The organism is Roseateles agri (assembly GCF_034043675.1).
Taxonomy (GTDB): domain Bacteria; phylum Pseudomonadota; class Gammaproteobacteria; order Burkholderiales; family Burkholderiaceae_C; genus KK5.
In genome coordinates, this window is record NZ_JAXCLA010000003.1 from 295,877 (window position 1) to 321,667 (window position 25,791).

Here is a 25,791-nt window from a genome sequence, read left to right on the forward strand (position 1 = left end):
TGGAGAGGCGGTGATGGCTTACAAGGTGTACGTGGACGGCCAGGAAGGCACGACGGGCCTGCGCATCAACGAATACCTGGCGGCGCGCCAGGACGTGGAGGTGCTGCGCATCGATCCCGACAAGCGCAAGGACCCGGCCGAGCGCTCGCGGCTGCTGAACGCTGCCGACGTGGCCTTCCTCTGCCTGCCGGACGCCGCCTCGCGCGAGGCGGCCTTCATGGTCAACAATTCGAACACCTGCCTGATCGACGCCAGCACCGCACACCGCACCGCCGCGGGCTGGGCCTTTGGCTTGCCGGAGCTGGCCGCGGACCAGCGCGACAAGATCCGCGATAGCAAGCGCATCGCCAACCCGGGCTGCCACGCCAGCGCTTTCATCCTGGCTGCGCGGCCGCTGGTGGATGCGGGCCTGCTGACACCCGATTCGCTGGTCTCGGCCACGTCGATCACCGGCTACTCCGGCGGTGGCAAGAGCATGATCGCCGAGTACGAAAGCTCCGGCGATCCGAAACTGAATTCACCCCGGCCCTACGCGCTGGGCCTGGCGCACAAGCACCTGCCGGAGATGATGGCGCACACGGGCCTGAAGACCGCGCCGGTGTTCATGCCCATCGTCGGCAAGTTCTACAAGGGCCTGCTGGTGACCTTGCCGCTGCACCTGAGCACCTTGCGCGCCGGTGCCCGCGCCGAAGACCTGCACGAAGCACTGGCCGCGCGCTACGCGGGCGAGCGCTTCATCCGCGTGATGCCGCTGCGCGATGCGGACACGCTGGCCGAAGGCGCCGTCGATGTGCAGGCTTGCAACGATACCAATCGCGTGGACCTGTTCGTGTTCGCCAATGACACGCAGGCCCTCGTGATGGCGCGCCTGGACAACCTCGGCAAGGGTGCCAGCGGCGCGGCGGTGCAGTCGATGAACGTGCACCTGGGCCTCGACGAAGGTCTGGGTCTTTGACCGAGCGCCGCTGGCAGCAAGACCTGACCCCGGAGGACGCCGGGGTCGTCAGCGCTGGCGTGATCGCCTTCGGTCGTGCGCAGGCTGCGGGTGGCCAAGCGAGCGAGATCTCGTGCGGGCTCTATGAGGACGATCGTCTGATCGCCGGCGCTGTCGGCCGCACCGAGTTCCGGCGTCTCTTTGTCAGCTATCTCTGGGTGGATGAAGCGCTGCGCGGTCAGGGCTTGGGCACCGAAGTGCTGCGGCGGCTGGAAGCGCAGGCGCTGAAGCGCGGCTGCATCGACGCCTTGATCGAGACGCTGTCGGATCGAAACGCCGAGCTCTACGAGCATCTCGGCTACGCCATGATGAGCCACGTGCACGACTATGTGCCGGGCTTCACCCGCTACACGCTGATCAAGGTCTGGCGGCCGCGCGACTGACGATGGGTCAGTCCCGCGCCAGCGGGTCGATCGCGCGGTAGTGGTAGCGGTAGGCGAAGCGGAAGCCCAGTCGGGCGTAGACGCGCTGCGCGACCACGTTGTCCGAACCCACTTGCAGATAGGCCCGGCTGGCGCCTTCTGCCTTCGCCTGCAGCAGCAGTGCCGTGCACAGGGCCGCCGCGTGGCCGCGGCCGCGGCGCTCCGCGGGCGTGAAGATGTCGAACAGGCCCACGATGTCGTCTTCGCGTGCGTACTGGCCGCAGGCGAGCAGGGCGCCATCGCCCGATGCTCCATCGCGCAACGCAAAGCCGCGATAGGGCACTGGCGAGCCTTTCAGCCGCTCGGCATGGGCCTCGATCTCGCGTGCATTGGAGCCGCGCAGCTCGCCGACGATGCGGGCGTAGGCATCGGCATCGAGTGCGTCGATCTTCGGGGTTAGCGGTGATTCGGCGGGCAGCGAATCCAGCACCATCACGTCGGCCGCGTCGAAGCTGAACCAGCCGCGCGTCGCAAGCTGCGTGTCCAGGTCGGCCGGTTGGCTGAACGGCGTCACGCGCACGATCAGCGGCAGGCCAGCGGCGGCAAAGCTCTGCTGGCAGCGGCCGAGCAGATCGTCCAGCGGCAAGGTGCCGGCGGCCAGGGCATTGACGCAGCGCGAGCGCTTGGCCTTGCCGGGCGACAGGCGCAGCAGCCAGCCTTCGATCTGCGCCTGCTGAGGCGGCGTGGAGGCGTTGAGGCCGGCTTCCTCGGCCCGGCGGGCCAGCGCGTCGTCGTCGAGCAGCATCACATCGAATCGACACGCCGCACCATCTCGCGGGCGAAGTCGACGAAGGCCTGCGCGCCCTTGGAGGCCGGATCGAACACGACGCCAGGCAGGCCGTAGCTGGGCGCCTCGGCCAGGCGGACGTTGCGCGGGATAACCGTGTCGAACACCTTGTCGCCGAAGTGCGCCTTCAGCTGTTCGCTGACCTGCTGCTGCAAGGTGATTCGCGGATCGAACATCACGCGCAGCAGGCCGATGATCTGCAGGTCGGGATTCAGGTTGGCGTGGACCTGCTTGATCGTGTTGACTAGGTCGGACAAGCCCTCCAGCGCGAAGTACTCGCATTGCATCGGCACGACGACGCCATGCGCGCTGCACAGGCCGTTGAGCGTCAGCATCGACAGCGAAGGCGGGCAGTCGATCAAGACGAAGTCGTAATCCTTGGCTGCGTCGGCAAGGGCGCTCTTCAGCCGTCGCTCGCGGCGCTCCAGATCCACCAGCTCGACCTCCGCGCCGGCCAGCTCGCGGTTGGCGCCGAGCACGTCATAGCCGGCTTTCTCGCTGCGGGTCTTGGCCTCGGCGATCGTGGCCGATTCGAGCAGCACGTCGTAGACGGTCATCGCCAAGGCGCGCTTGTCGATGCCCGAGCCCATCGTCGCGTTGCCCTGCGGATCGAGGTCGATGACCAGCACCCTTTGGCCCACGGCGGCCAGGCCGGCGGCGAGGTTCACCGTCGTAGTCGTCTTGCCGACACCGCCCTTTTGGTTCGCAACGCAGAAGATCTTGGCCATGCCGGATTGTGGCATCAGCGTGGTCGAATCCAGACGAGACAGCGCTGTGCATCAAGGCCCGGAACGGCCAATTGTTCCACGTGAAACACATCCAGATCGGCCGGCAGGGCTGCCAGCTCCTCGGCCGGATGCTGGCCCTTCATCGCCAGCCAGATGCCGCCGGGCTTCAGGTGCTGACGTGTGAGCGTCGTAAAGTCGAGCAGCGAGGCGAAGGCGCGGGAGGTGATCAGGTCAAAGGGTTGCGTCTGCAGCGCCTCGACGCGGGAATGCTCGCCATGCAGATTGGGCAGTCGCAACTCCGCGGCAACCTGCTTGATGAAGGTGGCCTTCTTGGCGACGGCATCGACGCAGCTGATGTCGATGGCCGGCTCGCAGATCGCCACGACGACGCCGGGCAGGCCACCACCACTGCCCACATCCATTAGCCGCAGCGGCCGGCCGCCTGCGTGCCGGCGCAGGGCAGGGATCAGGCTGAGGCTGTCCACCAGATGCTGGGTCAGCATTGCCTGCGGATCGCGCACGGCGGTCAGGTTGTAGACCTTGTTCCACTTGGCGATCAGGCCTTGATAGGCCAACAGTCGATCGAGTTGCGAGTTGTCGAGATCCAGGCCCAGCTCGGCGGCGGCGGCGGCGAGCGCCAGCTTCAAATCAGGCTGCATCGGCGAATCCCTTGAAACGACCCTTCTTCAGATGGACCAGCAGCAGCGAGATCGCCGCTGGCGTGACACCGGAGATGCGCGAGGCCTGGCCCAACGTTTCGGGCTTGTGCTTGCCCAGCTTCTGCCGTACTTCGAAGGAGAGAGCTTGCACCTGGCCGTAGTCCAACTCCGCAGGAAGCTTCATGCTCTCGAAGCGGGAGGCGCGGGCGACATCCTCGACCTGCTTGTCGATGTAGCCCGCGTACTTCACGCCGACTTCGATCTGTTCGATCACCGCGGCAGCCAGAGACTCACCCAACTCGGTGCTCAAGGTTTCACGTGAAACACCGGCGTCCGGCTTGGCGATCGAAGCGACTTCGACCAGCGTGTCGAACTTGACCTCCGGCCGGCGCAGAAGATCGATCAGGTTGTACTCACGCTCCAGCGCCTTGCCGACCAGTCGCTCCGCATCGGCGGGCGGCAGCGTCGCCGGATGCACCCAGGTGGACTTCAGCTTCTCTGTTTCACGTGAAACAGCATCGCGCTTGCGGTTGAAAGCATCCCAGCGGACGTCATCGACGAGGCCCATCTGGCGGCCGACTTCGGTCAGGCGCTGGTCCGCGTTGTCCTCGCGCAGTTGCAGCCGGAACTCAGCGCGGCTGGTGAACATGCGATACGGCTCGGTCACGCCCTTGGTGATCAGGTCGTCCACCAGCACGCCCAGGTAGGCCTGGTCGCGGCCTGGCAGCCAGGGGCCCTGGCCCTTGACCTGCAGTGCAGCGTTCAAGCCAGCGAACAGGCCCTGGGCGGCGGCTTCCTCGTAGCCGGTCGTGCCATTGATCTGGCCGGCGAAGAACAAGCCGCCGATGTCGCGGGTCTCAAACGAAGACTTCAGCCCGCGCGGGTCGAAGTAGTCGTACTCGATCGCGTAGCCCGGCCGCAGGATGTGCGCATTCTCCAGGCCGGGGATCGAGCGCACGGCGGCGATCTGGATATCGAAGGGCAGGGAGGTGGAGATGCCGTTCGGGTAGAACTCGTGCGTCGTCAGGCCTTCGGGCTCCAGGAAGATCTGATGCGAATCCTTGTCGGCAAAGCGATTGATCTTGTCTTCGATCGACGGGCAGTAGCGCGGGCCCACACCTTCGATCACGCCGGTGAACATCGGGCTACGGTCGAAGCCGGAGCGGATGATCTCGTGCGTGCGTTCGTTCGTGTGCGTGATCCAGCAGGGCAGTTGCCGCGGATGCTGGGCGGCATTGCCGAGGAAGCTGAACACCGGTACCGGATCGAGGTCGCCGGGCTGCTCCTCGCACTTGGAGAAATCGATCGTGCGGCCGTCGATGCGCGGCGGCGTGCCGGTCTTCAGTCGGCCCTGCGGCAGCTTCAGCTCCTTCAGCCGGGCCGAGAGGCTCACCGCCGGCGGATCGCCGGCACGGCCGGCGCTGTAGTTCTCCAGGCCGACGTGGATGCGGCCATCGAGGAAAGTGCCCGCCGTCAGCACCATCGCACGCGAGCGAAAACGCAGACCCATCTGCGTGACCGCGCCGACGACGCGGTCGCCTTCGACCATCAGGTCATCCACCGCCTGCTGGAACAGCCACAGGTTCGGCTGGTTCTCCAGCCGCTGGCGAATCGCCGCCTTGTAGAGCACCCGGTCCGCCTGCGCGCGGGTGGCGCGCACGGCAGGACCCTTGGAACCATTGAGGATGCGGAACTGGATGCCCGCCTCGTCGGTGGCCGCGGCCATCGCGCCGCCCAGCGCATCGACCTCCTTGACCAGGTGGCCCTTGCCGATGCCGCCGATCGACGGGTTGCAGCTCATCTGGCCCAGCGTCTCGATGTTGTGCGTCAGCAGCAGCGTGGCGCAGCCCATCCGGGCGGCAGCGAGTGCGGCCTCGGTGCCGGCGTGGCCGCCGCCGACCACGATGACGTCGAATTCCTGGGGGTAGAGCATGGTTTGGGTCTTGAAAGATGCGCGCGGGCAAACCCTGAATTTTACGGGCGGGCTGTGGATAAGTCACGGCGCCCGACAAAGGGCGCACCGACAATATCGGCATGAATTGCCGAGACCACTGCGCTGCCTGCTGCATCGCGCCATCGATCAGCTCGCCCATCCCGGGCATGCCCGGCGGCAAGCCGGCCAGCGTGCGCTGCATCCAGCTCGACGACGAGGACCGTTGCCGCATCTTCGGCCGGCCGGAGCGCCCCGCCGTCTGCGGCTCCCTGCAGCCGAGCGAGATGATGTGCGGCGACAGCCGAGAACAGGCCATGCGCTGGCTCGGCTGGATGGAGGCCGAAACGGCCCCTCGCTGAGTCGCTATTTCTGACCCGCGACGGCCCCGCGCATCGAGCGCGCCACATAGCCCAGGCACAGCACCGCCAGGCCCACGCCGACGGCCACTGAAGGCAGCACCTTGGCCATCGTCAGCGCCTCGCCCTTGAGCACCAGCATCATCAGAGAGTTCTGCGCCAGGCCCGGCACCCACAGGTACCAGTCCGCCTCGCCGCCCGGGTTGAACAGGCCCACCATCGGCGCCAGGCCCACTAGCGTCATCACCAGCGCGCTGCCGGCCTGCGCCTCCTTCAGCGTCTTCGAGCGGATCGCCACGGCCATCAGCAGCGCGCCGAGGCCCGCGGCCAGCGGTAGTTGCAGCAGCAGGAAGGCGCCCACCTCGGGCATGCCGAACTGGAACATCGCCTGCAGGCTGTCGCTGCGCAGCAGCCACTGCGCCGGGATGAAGCTGAGGTTGGACAGCAACGCCACGGCCATGCCCAGCAGCGCCACCGCGCCCCATTTGCCGACCACCAGCGCCGTCTGCTGCACCGGGTTCATCAGCAGCGGCTCCAGCGATCCGCGCTCGCGTTCGCCGGCGGTGCTGTCCAGCGCCGCGGTCAGCGCGCCGTAGAGCACGGCCATGATGATGAACATCGGGATCATGGCCGTGATCCGCGTGGCCCGTGCCTGCACGCTGGCGAGGTCGCGCTCCTGCACGTCCAGCGGCCGCATCAGGTCACTGGCCGGCACGCCGCGCAGCGCCAGTGCCAGCGTGGCGCGTTCGCTGTTGAAGCCCGACAGCAGCCGGGAGAGGGTTCCCACGCCCGCGCCGGCACGCTGGTTGGCGCTGTCGCTGACGATCTCGACCGTCGGCTGCTCGCCCTCGCGCAGTGCCCGCTCGAAGTCCTTGTCGGCGATCACCAGCACCGGCTCCAACAGGGTCGTCGCGCGCAGCCGGGCCTCGTAGTCGGCCGGTGCGGTCTTGATCGTGTAGGTCTGGCGCTCGAGGTAGTTGCGCAGGGTCGGCGCGTTCTCGATGCCGGCCACCATGACCTCGCGCTTCTCCGCCCGGTCCTCCAGCGAGGAGATCAGGCTGGAGAGCGCCAGCAGCATCACCGGCCCCATCAGCACCGCGGGGATCAGCAGGCGCAGCAGCGTGCGGCGGTCGCGCAGCGCGTCCACCAGTTCCTTGCCGAAGACGACCAGGCTGTTTCTGATCAGGCTCATGCGGAGACTCCGGTTTCCGTTCCATACGCGAGCTTCACGAAGGCATCCTCGAAGCGGCGCTCGCCCGCCTGGGCCAGCAGTTCATCGACCGTGCCCTCGGCCACGTTGCGCCCCTGGGCGACGACGATCACGTGTTCGCAGAGCAGCTCGACCTCCTGCATGATGTGCGTGGAGAACACGATGCACTTGGCGCCGCCTTCCGGCGAGCGCAGATGGCGCAGCGCCTCGCGCAGCGAGCGGGTGGCGAGCACATCCAGGCCGTTGGTCGGCTCGTCCAGCACGATATTGGCCGGGTCGTGGACGAGCGCGCGGGCCAGCGCGGTCTTCATCCGCTCACCCTGGCTGAAGCCCTCGGCGCGGCGGTCCAGGATGGCACCCATGTCCAGCAGCCGCGCCAGTTCCTCGGCACGCGCATGAGCGGCGTCCGCCTCCATGCCCTGCAGCCGGCCGAAGTAGACGATGTTCTCGCGTGCCGAGAGCCGCGGGTACAAGCCATGCGCATCGCCGAGGATGCCCATGCGCGCCAACGCTTCGCGAGGCCGCTCGGCCACCGGGATGCCGTCCACCGCGATGCGGCCCGCGTCCGGCGGGAACAGCCCGCCGAGCATGCGCAGCGTCGTCGTCTTGCCGGCGCCGTTGGGCCCCAGCAGGCCGGTGATGCGGCCGTCCGGTGCATGCACGCTGACCTCCCGCACTGCCTGCACCGTCTTCTTCGGCGCGCGCTTGAACAGCGAGCCGCCGGCCCGCGCGCTGAAGGCCTTGCTGACCTTGTCGATCTCGATCATTTGTTGTCTGTCGCCTGAACGGGGATGAAGGCGGGCGGCCGCGGGATCTTCGTCGCGCAGGCCGCGTCGGGCGGCTGCAGCGCTTCGGCCTCGGTCTTCGCGTCGATGAAGCGGAACAGCACGTCGCGCATGCAGGCGAGGGCGCTCACGCCGTGGCCAGCCTGCGGCACGACGACGTGCAGCGCCTTCGGGCCCAGAGCGGCGGCGACGCGTGCGCCGTGCCGCGGTGGCGTCACCGGATCGGCGCCGCCGCTGAGCAGCAGCACCGGCGCCGGTGCGGGCGGCAGCGTGTAGAAGGCGGCGGGGACCTCGCCGCGGGGCCAGGTCTTGCACACCTGCGCGTACATCTCGGCATCGAGATTGCCGAAGTCGGCACCCCGCTTTGGATCGGCCGCCAGGCGCGGCGCGTCTTCCGCGCAGATGACCGAGAAGTGCATGCCGCCGGCCAACTGGCCCGCGCCCTTCTTGCCACCTGCGCCCAAGGCGCCGGCCAGGCCCAGCAGGCCCTCATAACGCTGGGACGCAGCGGCTTCATGGATCGCGGCCGGCAATGCCGCGGCGAGCATCGGCGCATACAGTGGCGCACGCACGCCGCGCAGCAGCATCTCGCGGCTCAAGGTGAAGGTCTCCGGCGCGCCAGTGCGCGGGTTGTTCGCGGTGACCTGGCGGGGCAGCCCGTGCAGCAGTTGCTCCCACTCGGCGCGCAGCCGCGGATAGGTCTTCGCGCAGCTCGCCGCATCGGCTTCGCAGGCGCTGAACACGGCGTCCAGCGCGGCCTGGTTGTCCACCGAGAAGCTGTCCGGCAGCACCATGTCCGGCGGGGCCACGCCGTCCAGGACCAATCGGCGCACGCGGCTCGGGTACTGGCGCAGGTACTCCAGCCCCGCGCGCGTGCCGTAGGACGCGCCGATGAGGTTCCACTGAGGCGCACCCAGCGCTTCGCGAACGGCCTCGAAGTCCTGCATCGCGATCGTCGTCGTGAAGAAGCGCAGTCCGCCGTCCCGGCCGTAAGGCAAGAGGGTCAGGTCTTGCTGGCACTTCGCGAGCCGGCGAATCTGCCCCTGCGGGTCCGCCGCTTCGGCCAGCGACAGCTTCTCCTCATCGTCCTTCGCACACTGCAGCGGCGCCGAGCGGCCGGTGCCGCGCTGGTCGATGAACACCAGGTCGCGCCGGTTGTTGAGCCGCGACAGCCGCGGAAGCACCGCCGGCGCCAGGTCGATCGCCCCCTGGCCCGGGCCGCCGGCCAGCAGCAGCACCGGGTCTGGCTGCTTGTTGCGCGCCATCGCCGGGACGACCATGAAGTGGATGCCGATCTGCACGCCCTGCGGATGCGCCGGGTCCAGCGGGCGCTGGATCACGCCGCACTGCAGTTCGTTGGGCATACCGTCGATGCGGCAGGGCTTCAGCAGCGGCGCCTGGGGCTCGGCGCCGTGCGCCTGAAAGGAAAGGCCCAGGGCCAGCAGCAGGCCCAGGGCGAGGGGCGTTCTTCGTCGATGCGGCGTCGATGGCATTCGGGCGGTCCTCCGTGATGGGCGCGATTATGGTCATCGCGCGGCACGGCGCCGCCCCCAAGCGACGGGCTGCAGATTCAGGCGTCAGCCTGCGGGAATCTCGCGTCGGCCGAACATGCCCCAGCCTTCCATGCTCATCACCTGCTCGTCGTGCTGGTTGAAGACTTCCCAGCTCGAACGCACCAGGCCGATCTCCGGCCGGCTCTTGCTGGCGCGCGCTTCCTGAACCGTCATCCGCACGCGCAGCGTGTCGCCATGGCGCACGGGCTTCAGCCAGCGCAGGTTGTCGATGCCGGGCGAGCCCTGGCTGGTGGAGTCCAGCAGGTATTCGTCGCACATCATCCGCATCACGATCGCGCAGGTCTGCCAGCCGCTGATCGACATGCCGCCCAGCACCGAGGCCTTGGCGGCCGCCTCGTCCAGGTGGATCGGCTGCGGGTCGTAAGCCGCAGCGAAGGCCAGCGCCTCGTCGCGGCCGATCACCCGGCCGCCGAATTCGCGCACGCGGCCGATGGGGAAGTCTTCGAAGGCGTAGGTCTTGGTGGTGGTGCTCATGCTCTGACTGTACGAGTCCGGCACGAGTGCTGCTGCCGCCTGCATGACAGCGCGGGCCTGATCAACCCGCCTCGCACAGCGCCTTCAGCCGCTCCAGCGCCAATGGCCAGGTCTTCTGCATGAAGTCGTCGTAGTGGGGCAGCGTGTCGCAGTCGACCTGCAGCTCGGTGCCGCCCGCGTGGTCGAGGAAGCGGTAGTTCTCGTAGACGGGCGCCCAGGCCTTTACCGCGTTGCTGGTGGTGTCGTCGATGCCGTTCGTCACCATGCCCAGGTGCTGGATCGAGATCGTCTCGTGCAGCTTGTTCTCGGCGATTCGCGCCACCATGCCGTCGCCGCCGGGCGCGAGGAAGCGGATCGTCTCGCCATGCTGCCAGGAGCCCTTGTAGTAGCAGCCGGGCGCGAAGGGCTCGGTCCATTGGCGATAGCTGTCGGGCGCGAGCATCGTGTCCCAGACGCGCGGACGCGGGGCCGCGATCACGATGGAGAATGACAGGGTCTTTTTCATCACCGGCTCCTTCGTCAGCGCCAAGGCTCTTGATCCTAGCGCCGGCGGGGCGGCATTCACCATCCATCCAGGAGACATCCCCATGAAGCTCTACTACAGCCCCGGCGCCTGTTCGCTGTCCCCGCACATCGCGCTGGTCGAAGCCGGCCTTGCCTTCGACGCCGTGCTTGCCAGCACGAAGACGCACAAGCTGCAGGACGGCACCGATTTCTACACGATCAATGCCAAGGGCTATGTGCCGCTGCTGGAGCTGAATGACGGCCAGCGCCTCAGCGAAGGGCCGGCGATCGTCCAGTACATCGCCGACCAGGCGCCGGAGAAGAAGCTGGCGCCCGCCGCCGGCACGATGGAGCGCTATCGCCTGCAGGAGTGGTTGAACTTCATCACCGCCGAGCTGCACAAGGGCTTCGGGCCGCTGTTCAACCCGGCCACGCCGGAGGAGTACAAGACGCTTGCCAAGGCCAAGCTCGGCGAGCGCCTGGCCTGGGTCGACAAGCAACTCGAGGGCAAGCAGTACCTGATGGGCGACACCTTCACCGTGGCCGACGGCTACCTGTTCACCGTCACCAACTGGGGCGCCCATGTGGGCGTGGACGTGTCGGGCTACCCGAACCTCGTCGCCTACCGCGCCCGCGTCGCCGCACGGCCCGCCGTGCAGCAGGCCATGAAGGCCGAAGGCCTCATCAAGTAAGAGCGGTTCAGCTCTTCTTCGCCGGCGCCTTGATCAGCGCATCACAGGTCGCCCGCTGCTGGTCGGCGGTGTCGACCTTGGCGCAGACGCCGTCCAGCTGTGCCCGTAGGCGGCCCATCGCGGCCGTGTGCTGGCCGGCGGCGTTCCAGCTGCCCAGCTTCATGCCGACCTTCTGCAGCGAGCGCGCGCTGCGCTCGTAGAAGGCGCTCTTGTCCTTGCTGGCCTCGTCGAACAGCTGGGCCGCGGTCTTCTCGATGCGGCCGCTGTCCTGTGGCGCGAGGTCGACCAGCGCGGCCAGGTAGTTCGAGCCCCATTGCAGGCGCGTGGCGGGGCCTTCGCTCTTGTTGAAGGCCTCCTCGTACCAGCGCAGCGCCTCGTCCTTGCGGCCCTGCTTGCGGGCGTTGTTACCGAGGTAGCTCATCAGGTAGTAGGGCGAGTGGCTCTTGGCCAGGCTGGACTTCAGCAGCGCGTCGCTGTCCTTCCAGAGGCCCGCCTCGCCCAGCGTGTAGGCCGCCTCGGTGATGACGGCCTGGCGCTCGTAGCCGTCGCTGATCTCGCGGTCGTCGCGGGCGGTGTGCTCGCGCACTTCCTGGGCCAGCGCGGGGCTGATCTTCGGATTCACCGTCTCCTTCGGCTGGCCGAGGCGGGCCAGGTCCACCCGGGCCTGCAGCGCGGTGATGCGGTCGGCGCGCGAGAGCGTCGTGTCCGCCGTCAGCTTCTTCAGCGCGGCGTCGTAGGCGGCGACCAGCTTGTCGCGCGCTGGGCCGGCATCGGGCGCCAGCACGGTGGCGATTTCGCCGGCGCTGTTGGTCAGCACGTCCATCTGCGCGCGGCTCTGCTCGGGGCTGGCCAGCACGGCCTCGACGCGCTGGCGCAGCGCGGCGTCCGGTTGCACGCCCTGGGCCTCGTTGCTGGCGGCCAGCGCCTTCAGCCACAGGCGCGTCGTCGTCTCCTCGTCCACACCCTTGGAGGCAGCCGCCAGCTGTGCCAGCAGGCCGGCGCGCTCCTGCTGCGGCACCAACTGCTGCTCGTCCGTGTCCCAGGAGTAGAAGGCCAGCATCCGCCACTCGTTGGCGCTCAGCTTCTTGCCGTTGCGCGCATCGGCCAGCACCGCCTTGACCGGGCGTCCGCCGGCCAGGCCCATCTGCAGCACCTTGACGACCTGCGGCGCATCGATCTCGCCGGGCAGGCGGGTGATCTCGGCGGCCTCGGGGTTAAACAGGATCATCGTCGGGTAGCCACGCACCTTGAAGCGCGTGCCCAGCTTCTGCGCGCCGGCCGAGTCGCCGTCGATATGGACGGCGACGAAGGCGCGCGACTGCTCGATGAAGTCCTGCCGGTTGAACAGGGTGGCCTTCAGCTGGTTGCAGGGCGGGCACCACTTGGCGCCCCAGTACAGCAGCAGCGGCTTCTTCTCGCTCTTCGCCTGGGCGAAGGCTCGGTCGACGTCGGCATCGCCGTTGGCCTCGAGCCAGGCGACCGCGGCGCTGTTGCCGGTGCTATTGCTCGCGGCGTGCGCGGCGGGACTTGCCAGCAGGGCCAGCGCAAGGCTGGCGGCGGCCAGGACGGAGAGCTTGGTGCGGAACGTTGTCATGGGAGCGAATTGTGGCGGCAAACAAAAAGCCCCGGGGCCGAGGCGCCCGGGGCTTTTCAGAGGACGGGTTCGCCGAGGATCAGCGGGCCGTGCGGAGGATCTTGACGTACTGGCTGCTGACCGCAGCGTCGCCCAGCATCATGACTTCATAGACCGAGCCCTGCTGCACCGTCAGCGTCGGCACGTCGTACAGCACGTTCGAGCCGGCCTGCACCTGCAGGTCCACCGAGACCGAGGACACGGTCAGCGGCTGGGCCGGCACGCCGGTGAAGCCCGGCAGCACGTTGCTCACCAGCGGGCTGTAGTTGACGGCCAGGTTCAGGCCACCGGCCTGGTTGGTCAGCGCATTGGTCAGACGGAACTTGGCGGTGCCGGCGGTCGTCGGCAGGCGGTTGTCGTCGGCGATCAGCTTGCTCTGGACGTTGCCCGGCACACCCCACAGCAACAGCGTGTAGTCGCCGCCGGAAGCCAGCGTCGGCTGCGACGGCAGCGTGAAGGGCGAACCGTTGATGTTGATGGTCACCGGATCGCTGCCCGGGGGCACCGTGGTGTAGTCACCGATCGCAGGCGAAATCAGCGCCGGATCCAGCAGGGTCAGGGCGTTGCGGTAGGCGCCGACGTTGCTCGGCGTCGTGCTGTTGACGCCGGTGATGCCGGAGACCACGCGCAGGCGGGCGTTCGTGCCCAGGTAGTTCGTGACGGCGCCGTTCTGGATCGCCATCATGCCGTTGACCAGCGTGCCGCCCGAGGTGGCCGTGGCGATGAACGTGGCGGTCTGCAGGGCCGGCAGGCTGATGCTGGGCACTTGCAGGCGCACGTCGTTCGGCTGGCCGGCACCGGTGATGGTCAGCGTGTAGTTGCTGCCGGCGGTGCCGATGGTTTGCACCGTGACGGCGCCCGTGCCGCCGGCGACGCTGGAAGCCACCGGGGTGGTCAGCGCTGCGGTGGGCGAAGCGGTCAGGTAGAAGTCCAGCGAGCCGGCGTCCGGGGCCAGGTTCAGCAGGTACAGGGTGCTGGTGCCGGCGGCGGGCTGGTCACGGTTTTCCTGGATGATGGTGCGGGCGATCGAGCCGTTCCAGCCGTAGGCCACCAGGCTGCAACGCGAGGGGCAGCTGACGGAGGACATCGTCGGCGCCAGCACGGTCGTGCCGTTGTTGGCGATCGTGGCCGTCGTGGCGTTGACGTTCTGGTTGCTGTAGTCGCTGGCCGCGCCGTAGGCGATGCCGGTGCCGACGGTATTGCCGTTGACGGTCAGGTCCAGCGTGCTGTAGCCGACGCTGGCATTGATCAGGCGAATAGCCGCATTGCTGTCGGAGCCACCACCGCCGCAACCGGAAACGAAAGCCGTCACTGCGACGACAGCTGCAGTCGCAGCCCACTTCATGAAGGTCATGAATCACTCCAACAGAAAAATCGGCGCACATGCGCCACAGGCCCGGGATTGTAGGGGTCGCGGGCGACACCCTTGCCACGGGCCTGCCACAAGCGTGTGAAGATTGATTTCCAAGCCGGGTTTGCCAGCAACGCACGTTCCCGTCGCGTGGCTACCATCGCCGGCCATGACACCCTATCCGCACCTGCTCGCGCCGCTGGACCTGGGCTTCACCACCTTGAGGAACCGCGTGCTGATGGGCAGCATGCACACCGGCCTGGAAGACGGCCGCAAGCACTTCGAGCGCATGGCCGCGTACTTCGCCGAGCGGGCGCGTGGCGAGGTCGGGCTGATCGTCACCGGCGGCTTCGCGCCGAACATCGAAGGTTGGGCCAAGCCTTTCGCCGGGACGCTGGCCACGCGTGGCGCGGCGCGGCGGCACACGGCGATCACGAAGGCCGTACATGCCGAGGGCGGCAAGATCGCGCTGCAGATCCTGCACACCGGGCGCTACGGCTACCAGCCCTTCTGCGTGGCGCCGTCGCGCATCCAGTCGCCGATCTCGCCGTTCACGCCACGCGAGCTGAGCGCGCGCGGCATCGAGCGCCAGATCAAGGCCTTCGTCCGCTGCGCGCAGCTGGCCCGCGAGGCCGGCTACGACGGCGTCGAGGTGATGGGCTCCGAGGGCTACTTCATCAACCAGTTCCTCGTCGCCCACACCAACCAGCGGACCGACGACTGGGGCGGCAGCTACGAGAACCGGATGCGCCTGCCGCTGGAGATCCTGGCGCGCACCCGCGAGGCGCTCGGACCGGACTTCATCATCATCTACCGCCTGTCGCTGCTGGATCTGGTGCCCAACGGCAGCAGCTGGGACGAGGTCCTCACGCTCGCCAAGCGCGTGGCCGCCGGCGGCGCGACGATCATCAACAGCGGCATCGGCTGGCACGAGGCCCGCATCCCGACCATCGCCACCAGCGTGCCGCGCGCCGGCTTCGCGTGGGTGACGAAGAAGCTGCGCGATGCCTTGCGCGCCGAGGGCATCACGACACCGCTGATCACCAGCAACCGCATCAATACGCCCGAGGTGGCCGAAGGCGTGCTGGCCGATGGCGCGGCCGACATGGTCAGCATGGCGCGACCCTTCCTGGCCGACCCAGACTTTGTCAAGAAGGCGCGCGAGAACCGCGCCGACGAGATCAATACCTGCATCGCCTGCAACCAGGCCTGCCTGGACCACACCTTCGCGCAGAAGATCTCTACCTGCCTGGTCAACCCGCGCGCCGCCTACGAGCAGGAGCTGGTGCTGCGCCCCACCACCCGGCGCAAGAAGATCGCCGTGGTTGGCGCCGGGCCGGCGGGCCTGGCCGCAGCCACGGCACTGGCCGAGCGCGGCCACGCGGTCGACCTGTTCGATTCGGCGGCCGAGATCGGCGGCCAGTTCAACATGGCGCGGCGCATCCCGGGCAAGGAGGAGTTCAGCGAGACGCTGCGCTACTTCCGCCGCCGCATCGAGGTGACCGGTGTGCAGCTCCATCTGAATCGACGAGTCGATGCCGCTCAACTAACGGGTTATGACGACGTGCTGCTCGCCACCGGCGTGACCCCGCGCGATCCGAAGATCAAAGGCCAGGACGACCCCGCGGTGGCCGGCATGGTGCTCGGCTACATCGACGTGCTGGCGCGCCGCGCGCCGGTCGGGCGGCGCGTGGCCATCGTCGGTGCTGGGGGCATCGGCTTCGACGTGGCCGAGTACCTGGCGGAGCACGAGGGCCAGTCGCTGGCGCTTGATGCCCCGGCCTGGCGGCGCGAATGGGGCGTGGCCGACCCGGTCGAGCAGCGCGCGGGCCTGGCGCGCCCGCAGCCGGCCGAGCCGGCGCGCGAGATCACGCTGCTGCAGCGCAAGAGCGGTAAGCTCGGCGCGGGCCTGGGCAAGACCACCGGGTGGATTCATCGCGCCGCGCTCAAGATGAAGCGCGTGGAGATGCTGTCCGGCGTCAACTACGAGGCGATCACGCCGGAGGGCCTGTGGGTCAGCTACGGCGAGAAGCGCACCGACACGCAACTGATCGCCGTGGACACCATCGTGCTGTGCGCCGGCCAGGAGCCGCTGCGCGAGCTGGAAGCACCGCTGCGTGCCGCTGGCATAACGGTCCATTTGATCGGAGGCGCGCAGGAGGCCGGCGAATTGGACGCAAAGCGTGCAATTTTGCAGGGAACCCGTGTTGCGGCGGCGCTCTAGACCTAGCCAAGACTAGCCCGTGTCCAGACACTAGCGCCGGAGTCGAAGGGGCCGCCGCGCGAAGTACATGGGCGTGGCGGTGACGAATAAAGAACCAGCGCAGCATCGCCACGCGAGCCGGGCCACCAGCCGGGCGGTACGCCATGGCGGCGTGCGCCACAAGGTCCGCAAGGCCATGAGCTTGTCACCGAGAAACATGTACCGTTCTTTTGCGGTGCCAGCGCTATTGCTGCTGGCGCCCACGGCGCGAGCGGATACCGCCGCTGCCGTCGATCTGCACAGCCCCGTGTTCTGGCTGGGCGCGTTCTGCGTCGTCGGCGCACTGGCCATGGGCCTGGTGCTGGGTGTGCTGCGGATGCAGCGCCAACGGCTGCGCCAGCGCCGTGCCGAGCTGCTGCGCGTGCGGCGCGAGCGCACCAAGCTCAGCGCGCTGCTGAACGCCATCCCCGACCCCGTCTTCTTCAAGGACGCCACCGGCGCCTACGAGGGCTGCAACCCCGCCTTCGAGCAGTGCCTGGGCGTCGCCGAGGGCGAGCTGCTGGGCCGCCGCGACGACCAGCTGCAGAACCGGCCCGAATGGGCGGGTGCGCTGCGCGACATGCACGCCACCCAGCGCACGCTCAGCTGGGCGCAGCAGCCCAATGGCGAGCGCGTCTGCCTGGACATCGTGCAGGCGCCGGTCTTCGACGAGGACCAGTGCCTCGGCGTCGTCGGCGTGGCGCGCGACGTCACGCCGCTGCGCGAGGCAATGAGCAAGCTGCACCGTGCCGTCACCGTGTTCGAGCACTGCGGCGAGGGCATCATGGTGATGGGCACCGACCTGCGCATCGAAGACGTCAACCCCGCGCTGTGCGCCATCACCGGCTACAGCCACGAGGAGCTGCTGGGCACCGTGCCGCGCTACCTGCGCGACGGCGAGCAGGATGCCGATGTGCTGAAGACCTTGTGGACCGAGGTGGCCGCCAAGGGCAAGTGGAGCGGCGAGCTGGTGGAGCGCCACAAGAGCGGCAACACCATCCCCGTCTGGGCCACCATCGTCTGCGTGCCGCCGACCGAGGCGGACGGCGATGCCCATTACCTGTCGGTGCTGACCGATATCTCCCGCATCAAGCAGACCGAGGCCGAGCTGCTGCACCAGTCGCTGCATGATCGCCTGACCGGCCTGCCCAACCTCTCGCTGCTGCGCGACCGCATCTCGCGCCAGGTCGGCATCGCCCAGCGCAACCACACCTGCGTGGCGGTGCTCTACATCGACCTGGACGGCTTCCGTGAGGTCAACGACATCGCCGGCCACGCCGCCGGCGACGCGGTGCTGCTGGAGACGACACAGCGCTTCATCAACGTCACGCGGGCCAGCGATGCGGTGGCGCGTGTCGGTGCCGACGAGTTCGTCGTCGTGCTCTCGGGCCTGGTCGACGAAGAGACCTCGATGCGCCTGGGCGACCGCCTGATCCAGGCGATGGACACGCCGATCCTCGTCGGCGAGGGCGAGGAGCGACGCCGCTTCACCCTCGGCGCCAGCATCGGCCTGGCGCTGTACCCGGCCGACGGCACCAGCGTCGACGAACTGCTGCGCAATGCCGAGGCCGCGATGTGCCGCGCCAAGGAGCATGCCCGCAATACCGTGCAGGCCTATCGCCCGGAACTGACCCATGCGGTGCAGAAGCGCTTCGAGCTGACCCACGCGCTGCGCCTGGCCAACGAGGCCGCGCAGTTCCGCCTCGAGTACCAGCCGCAGGTGCGCCTGTCCGACGGCGTGCTGATCGGCGCCGAGGCGCTGCTGCGCTGGCGCCACCCGAGCCGCGGCCCGATCTCGCCGGCCGAGTTCATCCCGCTGGCCGAGGACACCGGCCTGATCATCCCGATCGGCCGCTGGGTGCTGGAAACCGCCTGCCGCCAGGCCGCGCGCTGGCAGGGCCAGCCGGACAAGCCGCAGCAGGTGGCCGTCAACGTCTCGGCCCGCCAGCTGCGCCAGCCGGACTTCGTCGAGACCATCGACTACATCCTGGCCGAGACCGGCTGCCCGGCGCGCGCGCTGGAGCTGGAAGTCACCGAAAGCCTGCTGCTGGAAGACGCCGAGGCCGCCATCGAGCTGCTGGGCCGGCTGAGCCAGCGTGGCGTGCGCGTGGCCATCGACGACTTCGGCACCGGCTACTCCTCGCTCGCCTACCTGAAGCGCATGCCGGTGCAGACGCTGAAGATCGACCGCAGCTTCGTCTCCGAGCTGGGCAGCGATGCCAACGTCGCCGCCATCGCTCGCACCGTCATCGTGCTGGCCCGCAGCCTCGGCCTGGACGTGCTGGCCGAGGGTGTCGAGACGGCCGAGCAGGCCGCCTGGCTGAAGCGCGAGGGCTGCGACTGGGCGCAGGGCTGGTTCTACGGCCGGCCGATGGCAGCCGATGATTTCGTCGTCACCCCGCCGGTGCCGGCGGAGCCGGAGCCACAGCTCCAGCTGCTGCCCGCCTGACATCGCCCGAGGTCTGCGTGAGAAAGCGCCGATCCCCCGCGGGGCGATCGGCCGGCGGTCACCGCGCGGTCAGCCGCTGCGGCTAGGATGGGAGCCATGTCGATGTCATGGCACCTGTTCACCCGCCTGGGCGAAGCCCAGATCCTGCTGCCCCTCGATCTCGTCGCCATGGCCTGGCTGTGGCTCGGCGCGAAGCGGGGCGGCCTCGCGCTGCGCTGGCTCGCCTGCATGGGCACCGCCGCCACGCTGACGACGATCACCAAGCTGGCCTTCATCGGCTGGGGTGTCGGCAGCGCCGAGTGGGATTTCACCGGCATCTCCGGCCACGCGATGTTCGCCTCGGCCAGCTTCCCGATGCTGGCCTGGGTCTCGATGATGAACCGCAGCGAAGCCACCCAGCGCGCCGGCATCGTGACGGCTTTCGTGCTCGCTGCGGCCATCGCGTATTCGCGGCTGCCGGTCCATGCGCATTCGCCGTCCGAGGCGCTCGCCGGCTTCCTCGTCGGCTGCGTGGCGAGCGTCATGAGCCTGCGCGGACTCACCGGCTCGCACCCGGCCGTGCTGCCGTTGTGGCTGCCCACTGCACTGGCCGCCGCACTGCTGGCGCTGCCGGCCTCCGCGCCGGCGCCCCGCACGCACGAGTGGGTGACGCGGCTGTCGCTGGAACTTTCGGGCCGCGATCGGCCCTATGTGCGCAATGACCTGCACCGACGCGTTCGCGTCACCTCGCCGGAGCCGCTGTCGGCGATGTGAGCTGACACGAAGAGTACGTCCCGTCACCAGCCGGCTACTGTGGACGTGCTAGTGGCTGCGAACTTGGCTTCCGCCGAGGCTCAAGCCAATGCCACCGTGGATACGAGCGCCGCTTCAACTTCTTGGCGTCATTGCTGGCGGGTGAACTTCAATTGACGAGGACGCCAACCCAGCTTCCAATTTGCTGGCAGCCGCGAGGTTGCGTACCAAAAAAGCAGGGGAGGCAGCATGGGACGCAGGTCTGGGGTAGAGGGTTTCTTGCGCGCGGCGGGCCGGGCCATGGCCGCGGCAGAACGAGACCGGCAACGCTCGATTCGCATGGCGGCTACGCGGGCCAGGCAGGTTGAGCGGCAACAGCGGATGGCCTTCAACCAGCAGCGGCGAGCCGACCAAGCTGCGGCGAAGGAAGCAAAGGCGCAATACCTTGCTGATCGCCAAGCAGAGACTGAAGACCTGAATGCTGAAGTCGACGAGCAAGTCAACGCGCTTCAAAGCGTCCTCGAGCACACCCTGGGCGTGGACGACCGCATCAATTTCGACTCGCTGAGGAGTCGAGTCTCTTTTGAGGCGTTCAAGACACCGCCGGCGCTTGCGCCACGCTCCGCGCCGAGGCCTACCGTCGTAGAGCCGTTGACCTGGCTGCAAGGCCTGATACCGGGGGCGTCGGGGCGTCACGCGCGTGTGGTCGAAAAGGCTCGCGCCGAGGACGAAGTCGCGTTGAGTGATCACCAGAAGGCGGAAGCGGCTAAGGCGGTGGAACTCGCCAAGGCGGCGGACGAACACGCGCAGCGCAAGGCCGCATTTGACGGTGAGCAGCGCCGGAAAAATGCGGAGGTGGACGAGTTTGAGGCCGACTACCGCGCCAAAGATCCGGCGGCTGTCGTTGCCTACAACGAGATGGTTCTTACGCGGTCCGAGTACCCGGAGGAAGGCTTCCCTCAGAACTTCCGCTTGGCGTACAACACGGTGTCGAGCGAGTTGGTCGTCGAGTACGAGTTGCCGCTGCCGTCCGCCGTTCCTGCTGAAGCTGAGTACAAGTACGTCAAGACTCGAGACGAGATCGAGTCCAAGCCTCGGAAGGCGGCCGAGGTGAAGAAGCTCTACCAGGACCTGGTAGCCGCGGTCACACTTCGAACGCTTCACGAACTATTCGAAGCCGACCAGGCTGATGCTCTGAACGTCGTTACCTTTACGGGAGTTCTCGACACCATCGACCCGGCTAGCGGGCGCGAGACCCGGGTTCCCGTGGTCAGCGTACGTGCCTCCAAAGAAGAATTCGAGCAGCTTCGGCTGGACAAAGTCGACAAGGTTGTCTGCCTGCGAAACCTCGGTGCTCATGTCTCGAGCCGGCCGGATGAACTTCAGGCGGTAAAACCAATCATCGAATTCGATATGGTCGACAAGCGTTTCATCGAACAGGGTGACGCGCTGTCAGGTCTGGAGTCTCGGCCCAATTTGATGGACCTGACGCCCAGTGAGTTCGAGGTCCTGGTGTCGAATCTTTTCGGCAAGATGGGCCTTGAGACAAAGCTCACCCGAGCTTCCCGCGATGGCGGCGTGGACGCCGTCGCCTTTGATGCGCGCCCGGTACTTGGTGGCAAGGTTGTCATTCAGGCCAAGCGCTATCGAGACACCGTAGGCGTCAGCGCCGTGCGCGACCTGTACGGCACGATGCTCAATGAGGGTGCTAGCAAGGGCATCCTCGTGTGTACGAGCGGCTACGGTGCCGATGCCTACAACTTCTCGAAGGACAAGCCGTTGGAGTTGATCGACGGTGGTGGATTGCTCTATCTGCTGCGTGAACATGCGGGCACGCATGCCCGCATCGCCTCCTAAATACCGGACACAGGGGCGTGACGTAGCATGGCTCCCTGAACGGAGCAAATGACCCGCAGTCAGGCGTCATCGTCGGCGATCGACGAAGTTCAAATCTGGCTGCCTCATGGCATACCAACCCGTCTTCCCTCTTGCGCTTCAGCCGGCGGCATCGGCATTGCTAGGTGCGATGACCGCCTCTGCGCTTGCGCCGGCGCAACAGGGATTCCGAGTCACCGTGCAGGGAGAGTCGCTCTCCGCTCCTGCCCGGCTCTATTGCTCGCCAAGCGAGCTGCGGGCATTGATCGAACAGGCCGCGGGCGACAGCCGTACCCTCGCACTCTGCCTCGGGACGCGCCACTGGGATGGACATGTCCGAGAGGAGTGCTTGCGACGACTCATCTCGACGGATCGCCCTTGGGTCGCCCCGTTCTTCGTCCAGCTCCTGGGCGAATACGTCATCGAAATCGTCGAAGTGATCGCCGAAGCTGTTCGGCTGGCGACCGTTCAGGACCTGTGTGGATTCGCGAGGGAGAACCCAAAGTTCATGGCGCTCACCAGGCAGAGAGCTACGAGCTACTGGGACTGCTACTTCCGGCGCCGCTTCGGGTCGCTACAGACTTATCCCGCCATCGCCGTCTTGAACGCGATCGACGTGATGGCCCGATCCCAGTAGGGCCACTGCCAAGCTGGATTCGCTGGTCCACATCAAATAGGTTCTTCACCAGAAATTCTGGCTAAGTAAATGATTTACAAGAGAAATCCAGATTCCACGAAATTCACGAAAGTCAAAAGGTGCTTAACTGCTGCTTTTGCGGCAAGTTAAAAGTAGTTCTTAACTTGATCGACCCGCGCGGATTGCTTCTGCGGCTGACATGGTCGTTCACAACTTAGTGCCCGCGGTCCCGATGGGCCTGGCTCACCACTGACCGTGTACCAGAAGGTGTAACGGCGCGCCAGCGCGATGGCGGAAGCCGCCGACTCCACTGACTCCTACAGTCGGATTCGCAGGGGCAGCCAAAAGCCGGCGTACGTGGTCATTTCGGAGCTGCGCTGACGACGGCCTCGGTCGATCTTCATTTTCGGGGGGAGAACTTCAAGTCATCGGGCATGGCAGGCTTGTCCCGACTTGAAACCTCGACAAGTTCCAACTTGTAGCCGGCCTCGGACATGGTGCCTAGGGGAAGCTCAACATACGCGGACGAGTCGTTCCCGATGGGCTGCGGCCCCACGCCTTCCCAAGTCTTGTAAAGAATCCGGCATTCTTTTTCTGCACCGAAGTCCGCCTGGGGCAAGTAGAAAGCGCAAAGACGGGAGATGCCGCTCAGGATGAAATGCTTTTTGTGGAGTCTCATCAACTCGGACGACAGTTCAGCGAGCACCGGGATTGGCACGCCGGGCTTCGCCTGGTAGCGAATATCACGAAAGTTCGGGTTCGATGCCTCAAGGTCAAAGGTCAGCCGCACCCCGTCGCCCCCTGAAAAACGCCTCCAAAGCGGCTCCTGGTCGCCGCCGCTCAGGCTTGCATCGGTGAACGATGCATAAAAGGTGTTGGGCATCAAGAGGGTTCGATAGACCGGTTGGCCCTTGTCGTCCCGCTGCATATACCCCTCCAACTTGTGAGATGCGCTGAACGTGGACAACTCCCCCTCGCCATATCGTTTGGCAAGGTTGCCGAGTCGAAAAGCCCTGGACGCGATGATCGACTCCGCGGCTTCTTGCGTAGTGAAGTGGAAGACCTTCCGCCGGTGAATTCGTGGCCAGAGCTTCTCGATGAGGAGCTCCGACAGGTACGACTCTGGTTTGGCGAAGTCGCAAACAAGGCTGTCCGTAACGGTGATGTGTTCGTCGGTTATGACGTCTTTGATGCCGTGCTTCTGAAGCACTGCGTTGATGGTGCCGATGATTGAGGTCGTCATTCCCTGCGAAGCTCCCAGAATTGCATGGTTAGTGTCGGACGCAATTTGTGCACGAGCTTGAGCCAGCGCCGCACTGAATGCGCCGTTATGCCAGCTGTGCAGTCAGGAGGGCGTGGTGTCGGGCCAACATCCGCCCATGTCTTGTCGAATCCAAGATGGGCGCCTTAGCGGCACATCGAAACGATTCTTATCCGACTCGCCGAGGCTGATTGCTTCAGCCCCCGGGGTAGCGCGCACATCGCCCCTCAAACCAGCCTTCCCGATGCGCTTCAGCTGCGTCGCCCCGGGGCACTTGGCAGCCGGCAGGTTTCAAAATATACGGTTTAGCGCCATACTCTATTTATGGCGAAAGTTGCCAAACCCGCGCGTGAGCCTGCCGAGTTCTTCTCAGCAGGCCAGGCCGCGCAGCTCTCGGGCCTCACGTTGGCGATGGTGAATTACCTGTGCCGAAACGATGTGGTGGTCCCGTCAGGTGCAGCGCAGCGCGGTCATGGGCGGAGCCGCCAGTACACATTCGGTGACGTGGTCGCTCTCAGGCTCGTTGCGAAGCTGTCGGCTACCGGGGTGAGTCCGCTGAGGCTTCGACACGGGCTCTTGGGGTTGCGCAAGCACCATCCGGAAATCACCCTGACTTCGCTGCCTGGCAGCCACATCGTGACCAACGGGAGCGAGCTGTACCTGCGGCACAGCGACGCACCCATCGAGCGGGCGTTTGACGGACAGTTCGCTTTCGCATTCGTAGTGGAGTTGACGACGCTGCAGCGGGAGGTGGCCTCCCTGATGAGCCACGCCGCATAGCGGCAGGAAAGCTGGGTCTGACAAAATGGGCGCATTGCTTGATGCGTCGACCGGAAAGGCCGGCCGACATCAGGCGTACCTCTCGGCTCCGGGTCGAGGGATTCAGCTCACTTCAGGCCCTCGGTGCAAGACAACTGCCGAAGGGGGTGTCGACATGACGATTGGAATTTCAGGGCAAGCGTCGGCGTTCGAAAATGACGTCGCCGCATACCTGCAGGAACTGCCTAAGCTGTTGGGGACCGATGAGGGCAAGTTCGCGCTCATCGGCCACGCTCAGCTTGAGGGCGTCCACGACTCGCAAGAGCAAGCGATGCGCGAGGGGTACTCGCGCTTCGGCCTCGGCGGATTTCTGGTGCAAAAGATCGCCCAAAGCGACCTCGACATGGCGGTGCACTGGCATCAGGCATGCCAGTCCTGACCTTTTCGAAGTCGCAGTTAGGCCCAATTCTCGAAGTCTCAGTTTGGCCGGGCGCTGAAGCGGCCAATCAGTTGCGCCATGCCGGCAAGGACGTGCCACACCCAACGCAGCTCAAGATGCTCGTAGATAGCGGCTCTCAGTCGTCTGTGATTGATGAGTCACTGATCCATCCGTGGAACACGCCCTACGTCAGTTCAGCTTGGGCCGTGACCATTGCAGGGCGCAAGCCTGTTCAACAGTACGAGGTTGCCCTGTCGATCAGGGGGCAAGCCGGACAGCCTGCATGGGACATCCCTTCGCTGCTGGTGTGTTCCCGGCAATCACCGTTCGCGGGCATGCCCTACCAGGGATTGATTGGCCGGGACATCCTTGACCGGGCCGTCTTCGTCTTCAACGGCCCAGCGCACCACTGCACATTGGCCTACTAAAGCAAGCACGGTCGACCGCGTCGGCGCCCTGGAAGCAATCGGTCGACATGGCCAAAGACACCTACCCCAAGCGCTTCGCCATACTCGGACACCTTCGCGTGAGTCGATACGAGCTTGACGACATGCGTGCGTATGCCAGGTTGGCTACGGGGCTCATGTCGATGGAGTCGGACAAGCATGCCGCCCATGTAGACAGCGTCGTCGAAGGAATGTCCGAGGGCGAACGCGAGGCGTACTTCTTCAACAACCATGACACCCACGAGCTCATGCTGCGCCGCTTCCCGAATCAGCAGCAGCAGAGCTTGGTGGTGCTGACCTACACCGTCGTGGAGACCCGGCTCATCGCCATCGCGCGATCCCTCCTGAGGGACGCTCAGCCTGGGCTTGAGCTGAAGGACCTGGCGGGAGACTCCCCGTTCAAGAAGGCCCGCATGGTCATCACCAAGATCGCGGGTCTGGACATCGAGCAGAAGCTCTGGGATGCCGTGGAGCCCTACCGGCTCGTCCGAAACTCCATCGTGCACACCGCCGGCGAGTTGCCCTCCCCACCTCCGCAGCCGGTCCAACAGCTGCTCAAGAAGTACCCGGACGACATCCAGTACAGCGAAGGCAGTGGCTTGGTGGTGAGGCCGGCGCTGATCGTGACCTTCGCGGCCGTCTGTGAAGAGCTGCTGGAGGCTGTTTTCGCCAGGTGGCTCGCCCTGGAAGAGAGCCGGGAAGGTCTTAGCTCCAGACGAGTGTGACATTCCGACCTCGTTGTCGTGACTTCGCGTTGGAGTTAAGTCATTGATTTCATTGAGAGCATAGCCAGCCTTTGGCAAAAAAGAGGTCCCGAGCGAAATATCCGTATCTGTTATAAATAGCGCT

General features: G+C 66.5%; 25 protein-coding genes. 13 read left to right on the forward strand and 12 right to left on the reverse strand.

The window, feature by feature from the left end:
* The first annotated feature begins 13 nt into the window (after positions 1-13).
* On the forward strand, positions 14-955 hold the full coding sequence (gene argC / locus SNE35_RS09505; RefSeq protein ID WP_320422657.1) for an N-acetyl-gamma-glutamyl-phosphate reductase: 942 nt from the start codon (positions 14-16) through the stop codon (positions 953-955).
* Positions 952-1,377: a GNAT family N-acetyltransferase gene (locus SNE35_RS09510; protein WP_320422658.1), complete on the forward strand. Its 426-nt coding sequence runs from the start codon at positions 952-954 to the stop codon at positions 1,375-1,377. The genes argC and SNE35_RS09510 overlap by 4 nt, the downstream gene beginning before the upstream one ends.
* Before the next feature lie 7 nt (positions 1,378-1,384).
* Here SNE35_RS09510 and SNE35_RS09515 read toward each other — a convergent pair whose 3' ends face one another.
* The 4 genes from SNE35_RS09515 to mnmG are packed head-to-tail and all read right to left on the reverse strand — an operon-like array spanning position 1,385 to position 5,523.
* A complete protein-coding gene (locus SNE35_RS09515; RefSeq protein WP_320422659.1) occupies positions 1,385-2,161 on the reverse strand; it encodes a GNAT family N-acetyltransferase in 777 nt (258 codons plus the stop codon).
* On the reverse strand, positions 2,161-2,931 hold the full coding sequence (locus tag SNE35_RS09520; RefSeq protein ID WP_320422660.1) for a ParA family protein: 771 nt from the start codon (positions 2,929-2,931) through the stop codon (positions 2,161-2,163). The genes SNE35_RS09515 and SNE35_RS09520 overlap by 1 nt, the downstream gene beginning before the upstream one ends.
* A gap of 14 nt (positions 2,932-2,945) precedes the next feature.
* Positions 2,946-3,590, reverse strand: coding sequence for a 16S rRNA (guanine(527)-N(7))-methyltransferase RsmG (rsmG, locus tag SNE35_RS09525; RefSeq protein ID WP_320422661.1), 645 nt, complete (start codon positions 3,588-3,590; stop codon positions 2,946-2,948).
* Positions 3,580-5,523 (reverse strand): tRNA uridine-5-carboxymethylaminomethyl(34) synthesis enzyme MnmG, encoded by a 1,944-nt coding sequence (gene mnmG / locus SNE35_RS09530; RefSeq protein ID WP_320422662.1) that lies wholly within the window; start codon positions 5,521-5,523, stop codon positions 3,580-3,582. Before mnmG ends, rsmG begins: the two co-directional genes overlap by 11 nt.
* 101 nt (positions 5,524-5,624) lie before the next feature.
* Here mnmG and SNE35_RS09535 point away from each other — a divergent pair, with 101 nt between their 5' ends.
* Positions 5,625-5,882, forward strand: a complete 258-nt coding sequence (locus tag SNE35_RS09535) for a YkgJ family cysteine cluster protein (protein WP_320422663.1) — start codon at positions 5,625-5,627, stop codon at positions 5,880-5,882.
* Between the two features lie 4 nt (positions 5,883-5,886).
* Here the strand turns inward: SNE35_RS09535 and SNE35_RS09540 are convergent, their stop codons facing one another.
* The 5 genes from SNE35_RS09540 to SNE35_RS09560 all read right to left on the reverse strand — a co-directional run bounded on the left by SNE35_RS09540 (position 5,887) and on the right by SNE35_RS09560 (position 10,427).
* Positions 5,887-7,071 carry an ABC transporter permease gene (locus tag SNE35_RS09540; protein ID WP_320422664.1) on the reverse strand — a complete coding sequence of 395 codons (1,185 nt, stop codon included), beginning with the start codon at positions 7,069-7,071 and terminating at the stop codon, positions 5,887-5,889.
* Entirely contained in the window at positions 7,068-7,856 is a 789-nt protein-coding gene (locus tag SNE35_RS09545) for an ABC transporter ATP-binding protein (RefSeq protein ID WP_320422665.1), read from the reverse strand. The genes SNE35_RS09540 and SNE35_RS09545 overlap by 4 nt, the downstream gene beginning before the upstream one ends.
* A complete protein-coding gene (locus SNE35_RS09550) occupies positions 7,853-9,367 on the reverse strand; it encodes an alpha/beta fold hydrolase (RefSeq protein ID WP_320422666.1) in 1,515 nt (504 codons plus the stop codon). Before SNE35_RS09550 ends, SNE35_RS09545 begins: the two co-directional genes overlap by 4 nt.
* 84 nt (positions 9,368-9,451) lie before the next feature.
* The gene (locus SNE35_RS09555; protein ID WP_320422667.1) at positions 9,452-9,922 is read right to left on the reverse strand and encodes a MaoC family dehydratase; all 471 of its coding nucleotides are present in this window, start codon (positions 9,920-9,922) and stop codon (positions 9,452-9,454) included.
* A 61-nt stretch (positions 9,923-9,983) separates the two neighbouring features.
* Entirely contained in the window at positions 9,984-10,427 is a 444-nt protein-coding gene (locus tag SNE35_RS09560; RefSeq protein ID WP_320422668.1) for an SRPBCC domain-containing protein, read from the reverse strand.
* Between the two features lie 82 nt (positions 10,428-10,509).
* Here SNE35_RS09560 and gstA point away from each other — a divergent pair, with 82 nt between their 5' ends.
* Positions 10,510-11,118 (forward strand): glutathione transferase GstA, encoded by a 609-nt coding sequence (gene gstA / locus SNE35_RS09565; protein ID WP_320422669.1) that lies wholly within the window; start codon positions 10,510-10,512, stop codon positions 11,116-11,118.
* A 7-nt stretch (positions 11,119-11,125) separates the two neighbouring features.
* Here gstA and SNE35_RS09570 read toward each other — a convergent pair whose 3' ends face one another.
* Positions 11,126-12,712 (reverse strand): thioredoxin family protein, encoded by a 1,587-nt coding sequence (locus tag SNE35_RS09570; RefSeq protein ID WP_320422670.1) that lies wholly within the window; start codon positions 12,710-12,712, stop codon positions 11,126-11,128.
* Positions 12,713-12,791: 79 nt separating this feature from the next.
* Positions 12,792-14,105, reverse strand: coding sequence for a DUF4397 domain-containing protein (locus tag SNE35_RS09575; protein WP_320422671.1), 1,314 nt, complete (start codon positions 14,103-14,105; stop codon positions 12,792-12,794).
* 166 nt (positions 14,106-14,271) lie between these two features.
* Between SNE35_RS09575 and SNE35_RS09580 the strand changes: the two genes are divergently transcribed.
* From SNE35_RS09580 to SNE35_RS09600, 5 genes are all read left to right on the forward strand, one after another.
* The gene (locus SNE35_RS09580) at positions 14,272-16,326 is read left to right on the forward strand and encodes an NADPH-dependent 2,4-dienoyl-CoA reductase (RefSeq protein ID WP_320422672.1); all 2,055 of its coding nucleotides are present in this window, start codon (positions 14,272-14,274) and stop codon (positions 16,324-16,326) included.
* A 196-nt stretch (positions 16,327-16,522) separates the two neighbouring features.
* Positions 16,523-18,793 (forward strand): sensor domain-containing protein, encoded by a 2,271-nt coding sequence (locus SNE35_RS09585; RefSeq protein WP_320422673.1) that lies wholly within the window; start codon positions 16,523-16,525, stop codon positions 18,791-18,793.
* Positions 18,794-18,889: 96 nt separating this feature from the next.
* A complete protein-coding gene (locus SNE35_RS09590; RefSeq protein ID WP_320422674.1) occupies positions 18,890-19,546 on the forward strand; it encodes a phosphatase PAP2 family protein in 657 nt (218 codons plus the stop codon).
* A 279-nt stretch (positions 19,547-19,825) separates the two neighbouring features.
* Complete coding sequence (locus SNE35_RS09595; RefSeq protein WP_320422675.1) at positions 19,826-21,382, forward strand: restriction endonuclease; 1,557 nt, start codon at positions 19,826-19,828, stop codon at positions 21,380-21,382.
* A 106-nt stretch (positions 21,383-21,488) separates the two neighbouring features.
* On the forward strand, positions 21,489-22,037 hold the full coding sequence (locus SNE35_RS09600) for a hypothetical protein (protein WP_320422676.1): 549 nt from the start codon (positions 21,489-21,491) through the stop codon (positions 22,035-22,037).
* A 400-nt stretch (positions 22,038-22,437) separates the two neighbouring features.
* On the opposite strand, the gene SNE35_RS09605 is transcribed toward SNE35_RS09600, so the two are convergent.
* The gene (locus SNE35_RS09605) at positions 22,438-23,280 is read right to left on the reverse strand and encodes a hypothetical protein (protein WP_320422677.1); all 843 of its coding nucleotides are present in this window, start codon (positions 23,278-23,280) and stop codon (positions 22,438-22,440) included.
* A gap of 342 nt (positions 23,281-23,622) precedes the next feature.
* Here SNE35_RS09605 and SNE35_RS09610 point away from each other — a divergent pair, with 342 nt between their 5' ends.
* From SNE35_RS09610 to SNE35_RS09625, 4 genes are all read left to right on the forward strand, one after another.
* Positions 23,623-24,078 carry a hypothetical protein gene (locus tag SNE35_RS09610; RefSeq protein WP_320422678.1) on the forward strand — a complete coding sequence of 152 codons (456 nt, stop codon included), beginning with the start codon at positions 23,623-23,625 and terminating at the stop codon, positions 24,076-24,078.
* A gap of 154 nt (positions 24,079-24,232) precedes the next feature.
* A complete protein-coding gene (locus tag SNE35_RS09615) occupies positions 24,233-24,496 on the forward strand; it encodes a hypothetical protein (RefSeq protein ID WP_320422679.1) in 264 nt (87 codons plus the stop codon).
* Entirely contained in the window at positions 24,484-24,924 is a 441-nt protein-coding gene (locus tag SNE35_RS09620) for a hypothetical protein (RefSeq protein WP_320422680.1), read from the forward strand. The genes SNE35_RS09615 and SNE35_RS09620 overlap by 13 nt, the downstream gene beginning before the upstream one ends.
* Positions 24,925-24,971: 47 nt before the next feature.
* A complete protein-coding gene (locus tag SNE35_RS09625; protein WP_320422681.1) occupies positions 24,972-25,667 on the forward strand; it encodes a hypothetical protein in 696 nt (231 codons plus the stop codon).
* Positions 25,668-25,791: the final 124 nt, after the last annotated feature.

What these genes read in the sequence shown, in the direction of transcription:
- SNE35_RS09560 (WP_320422668.1), bottom strand. Translation starts at nt 10,427, where the DNA reads ATGAAAAAGACCCTGTCATTCTCCATCGTGATCGCGGCCCCGCGTCCG.
- mnmG (WP_320422662.1), bottom strand. Translation starts at nt 5,523, where the DNA reads ATGCTCTACCCCCAGGAATTCGACGTCATCGTGGTCGGCGGCGGCCAC.
- SNE35_RS09610 (WP_320422678.1), top strand. Translation starts at nt 23,623, where the DNA reads ATGGCGAAAGTTGCCAAACCCGCGCGTGAGCCTGCCGAGTTCTTCTCA.
- SNE35_RS09520 (WP_320422660.1), bottom strand. Translation starts at nt 2,931, where the DNA reads ATGGCCAAGATCTTCTGCGTTGCGAACCAAAAGGGCGGTGTCGGCAAG.
- SNE35_RS09540 (WP_320422664.1), bottom strand. Translation starts at nt 7,071, where the DNA reads ATGAGCCTGATCAGAAACAGCCTGGTCGTCTTCGGCAAGGAACTGGTG.
- SNE35_RS09590 (WP_320422674.1), top strand. Translation starts at nt 18,890, where the DNA reads ATGTCGATGTCATGGCACCTGTTCACCCGCCTGGGCGAAGCCCAGATC.
- SNE35_RS09625 (WP_320422681.1), top strand. Translation starts at nt 24,972, where the DNA reads ATGGCCAAAGACACCTACCCCAAGCGCTTCGCCATACTCGGACACCTT.
- SNE35_RS09570 (WP_320422670.1), bottom strand. Translation starts at nt 12,712, where the DNA reads ATGACAACGTTCCGCACCAAGCTCTCCGTCCTGGCCGCCGCCAGCCTT.
- argC (WP_320422657.1), top strand. Translation starts at nt 14, where the DNA reads ATGGCTTACAAGGTGTACGTGGACGGCCAGGAAGGCACGACGGGCCTG.
- SNE35_RS09515 (WP_320422659.1), bottom strand. Translation starts at nt 2,161, where the DNA reads ATGCTGCTCGACGACGACGCGCTGGCCCGCCGGGCCGAGGAAGCCGGC.
- SNE35_RS09550 (WP_320422666.1), bottom strand. Translation starts at nt 9,367, where the DNA reads ATGCCATCGACGCCGCATCGACGAAGAACGCCCCTCGCCCTGGGCCTG.
- SNE35_RS09535 (WP_320422663.1), top strand. Translation starts at nt 5,625, where the DNA reads ATGAATTGCCGAGACCACTGCGCTGCCTGCTGCATCGCGCCATCGATC.
- SNE35_RS09605 (WP_320422677.1), bottom strand. Translation starts at nt 23,280, where the DNA reads ATGACGACCTCAATCATCGGCACCATCAACGCAGTGCTTCAGAAGCAC.
- SNE35_RS09620 (WP_320422680.1), top strand. Translation starts at nt 24,484, where the DNA reads ATGCCAGTCCTGACCTTTTCGAAGTCGCAGTTAGGCCCAATTCTCGAA.
- SNE35_RS09575 (WP_320422671.1), bottom strand. Translation starts at nt 14,105, where the DNA reads ATGACCTTCATGAAGTGGGCTGCGACTGCAGCTGTCGTCGCAGTGACG.
- SNE35_RS09600 (WP_320422676.1), top strand. Translation starts at nt 21,489, where the DNA reads ATGGCATACCAACCCGTCTTCCCTCTTGCGCTTCAGCCGGCGGCATCG.
- SNE35_RS09555 (WP_320422667.1), bottom strand. Translation starts at nt 9,922, where the DNA reads ATGAGCACCACCACCAAGACCTACGCCTTCGAAGACTTCCCCATCGGC.
- SNE35_RS09585 (WP_320422673.1), top strand. Translation starts at nt 16,523, where the DNA reads ATGTACCGTTCTTTTGCGGTGCCAGCGCTATTGCTGCTGGCGCCCACG.
- SNE35_RS09595 (WP_320422675.1), top strand. Translation starts at nt 19,826, where the DNA reads ATGGCCGCGGCAGAACGAGACCGGCAACGCTCGATTCGCATGGCGGCT.
- SNE35_RS09615 (WP_320422679.1), top strand. Translation starts at nt 24,233, where the DNA reads ATGACGATTGGAATTTCAGGGCAAGCGTCGGCGTTCGAAAATGACGTC.
- gstA (WP_320422669.1), top strand. Translation starts at nt 10,510, where the DNA reads ATGAAGCTCTACTACAGCCCCGGCGCCTGTTCGCTGTCCCCGCACATC.
- SNE35_RS09545 (WP_320422665.1), bottom strand. Translation starts at nt 7,856, where the DNA reads ATGATCGAGATCGACAAGGTCAGCAAGGCCTTCAGCGCGCGGGCCGGC.
- SNE35_RS09580 (WP_320422672.1), top strand. Translation starts at nt 14,272, where the DNA reads ATGACACCCTATCCGCACCTGCTCGCGCCGCTGGACCTGGGCTTCACC.
- rsmG (WP_320422661.1), bottom strand. Translation starts at nt 3,590, where the DNA reads ATGCAGCCTGATTTGAAGCTGGCGCTCGCCGCCGCCGCCGCCGAGCTG.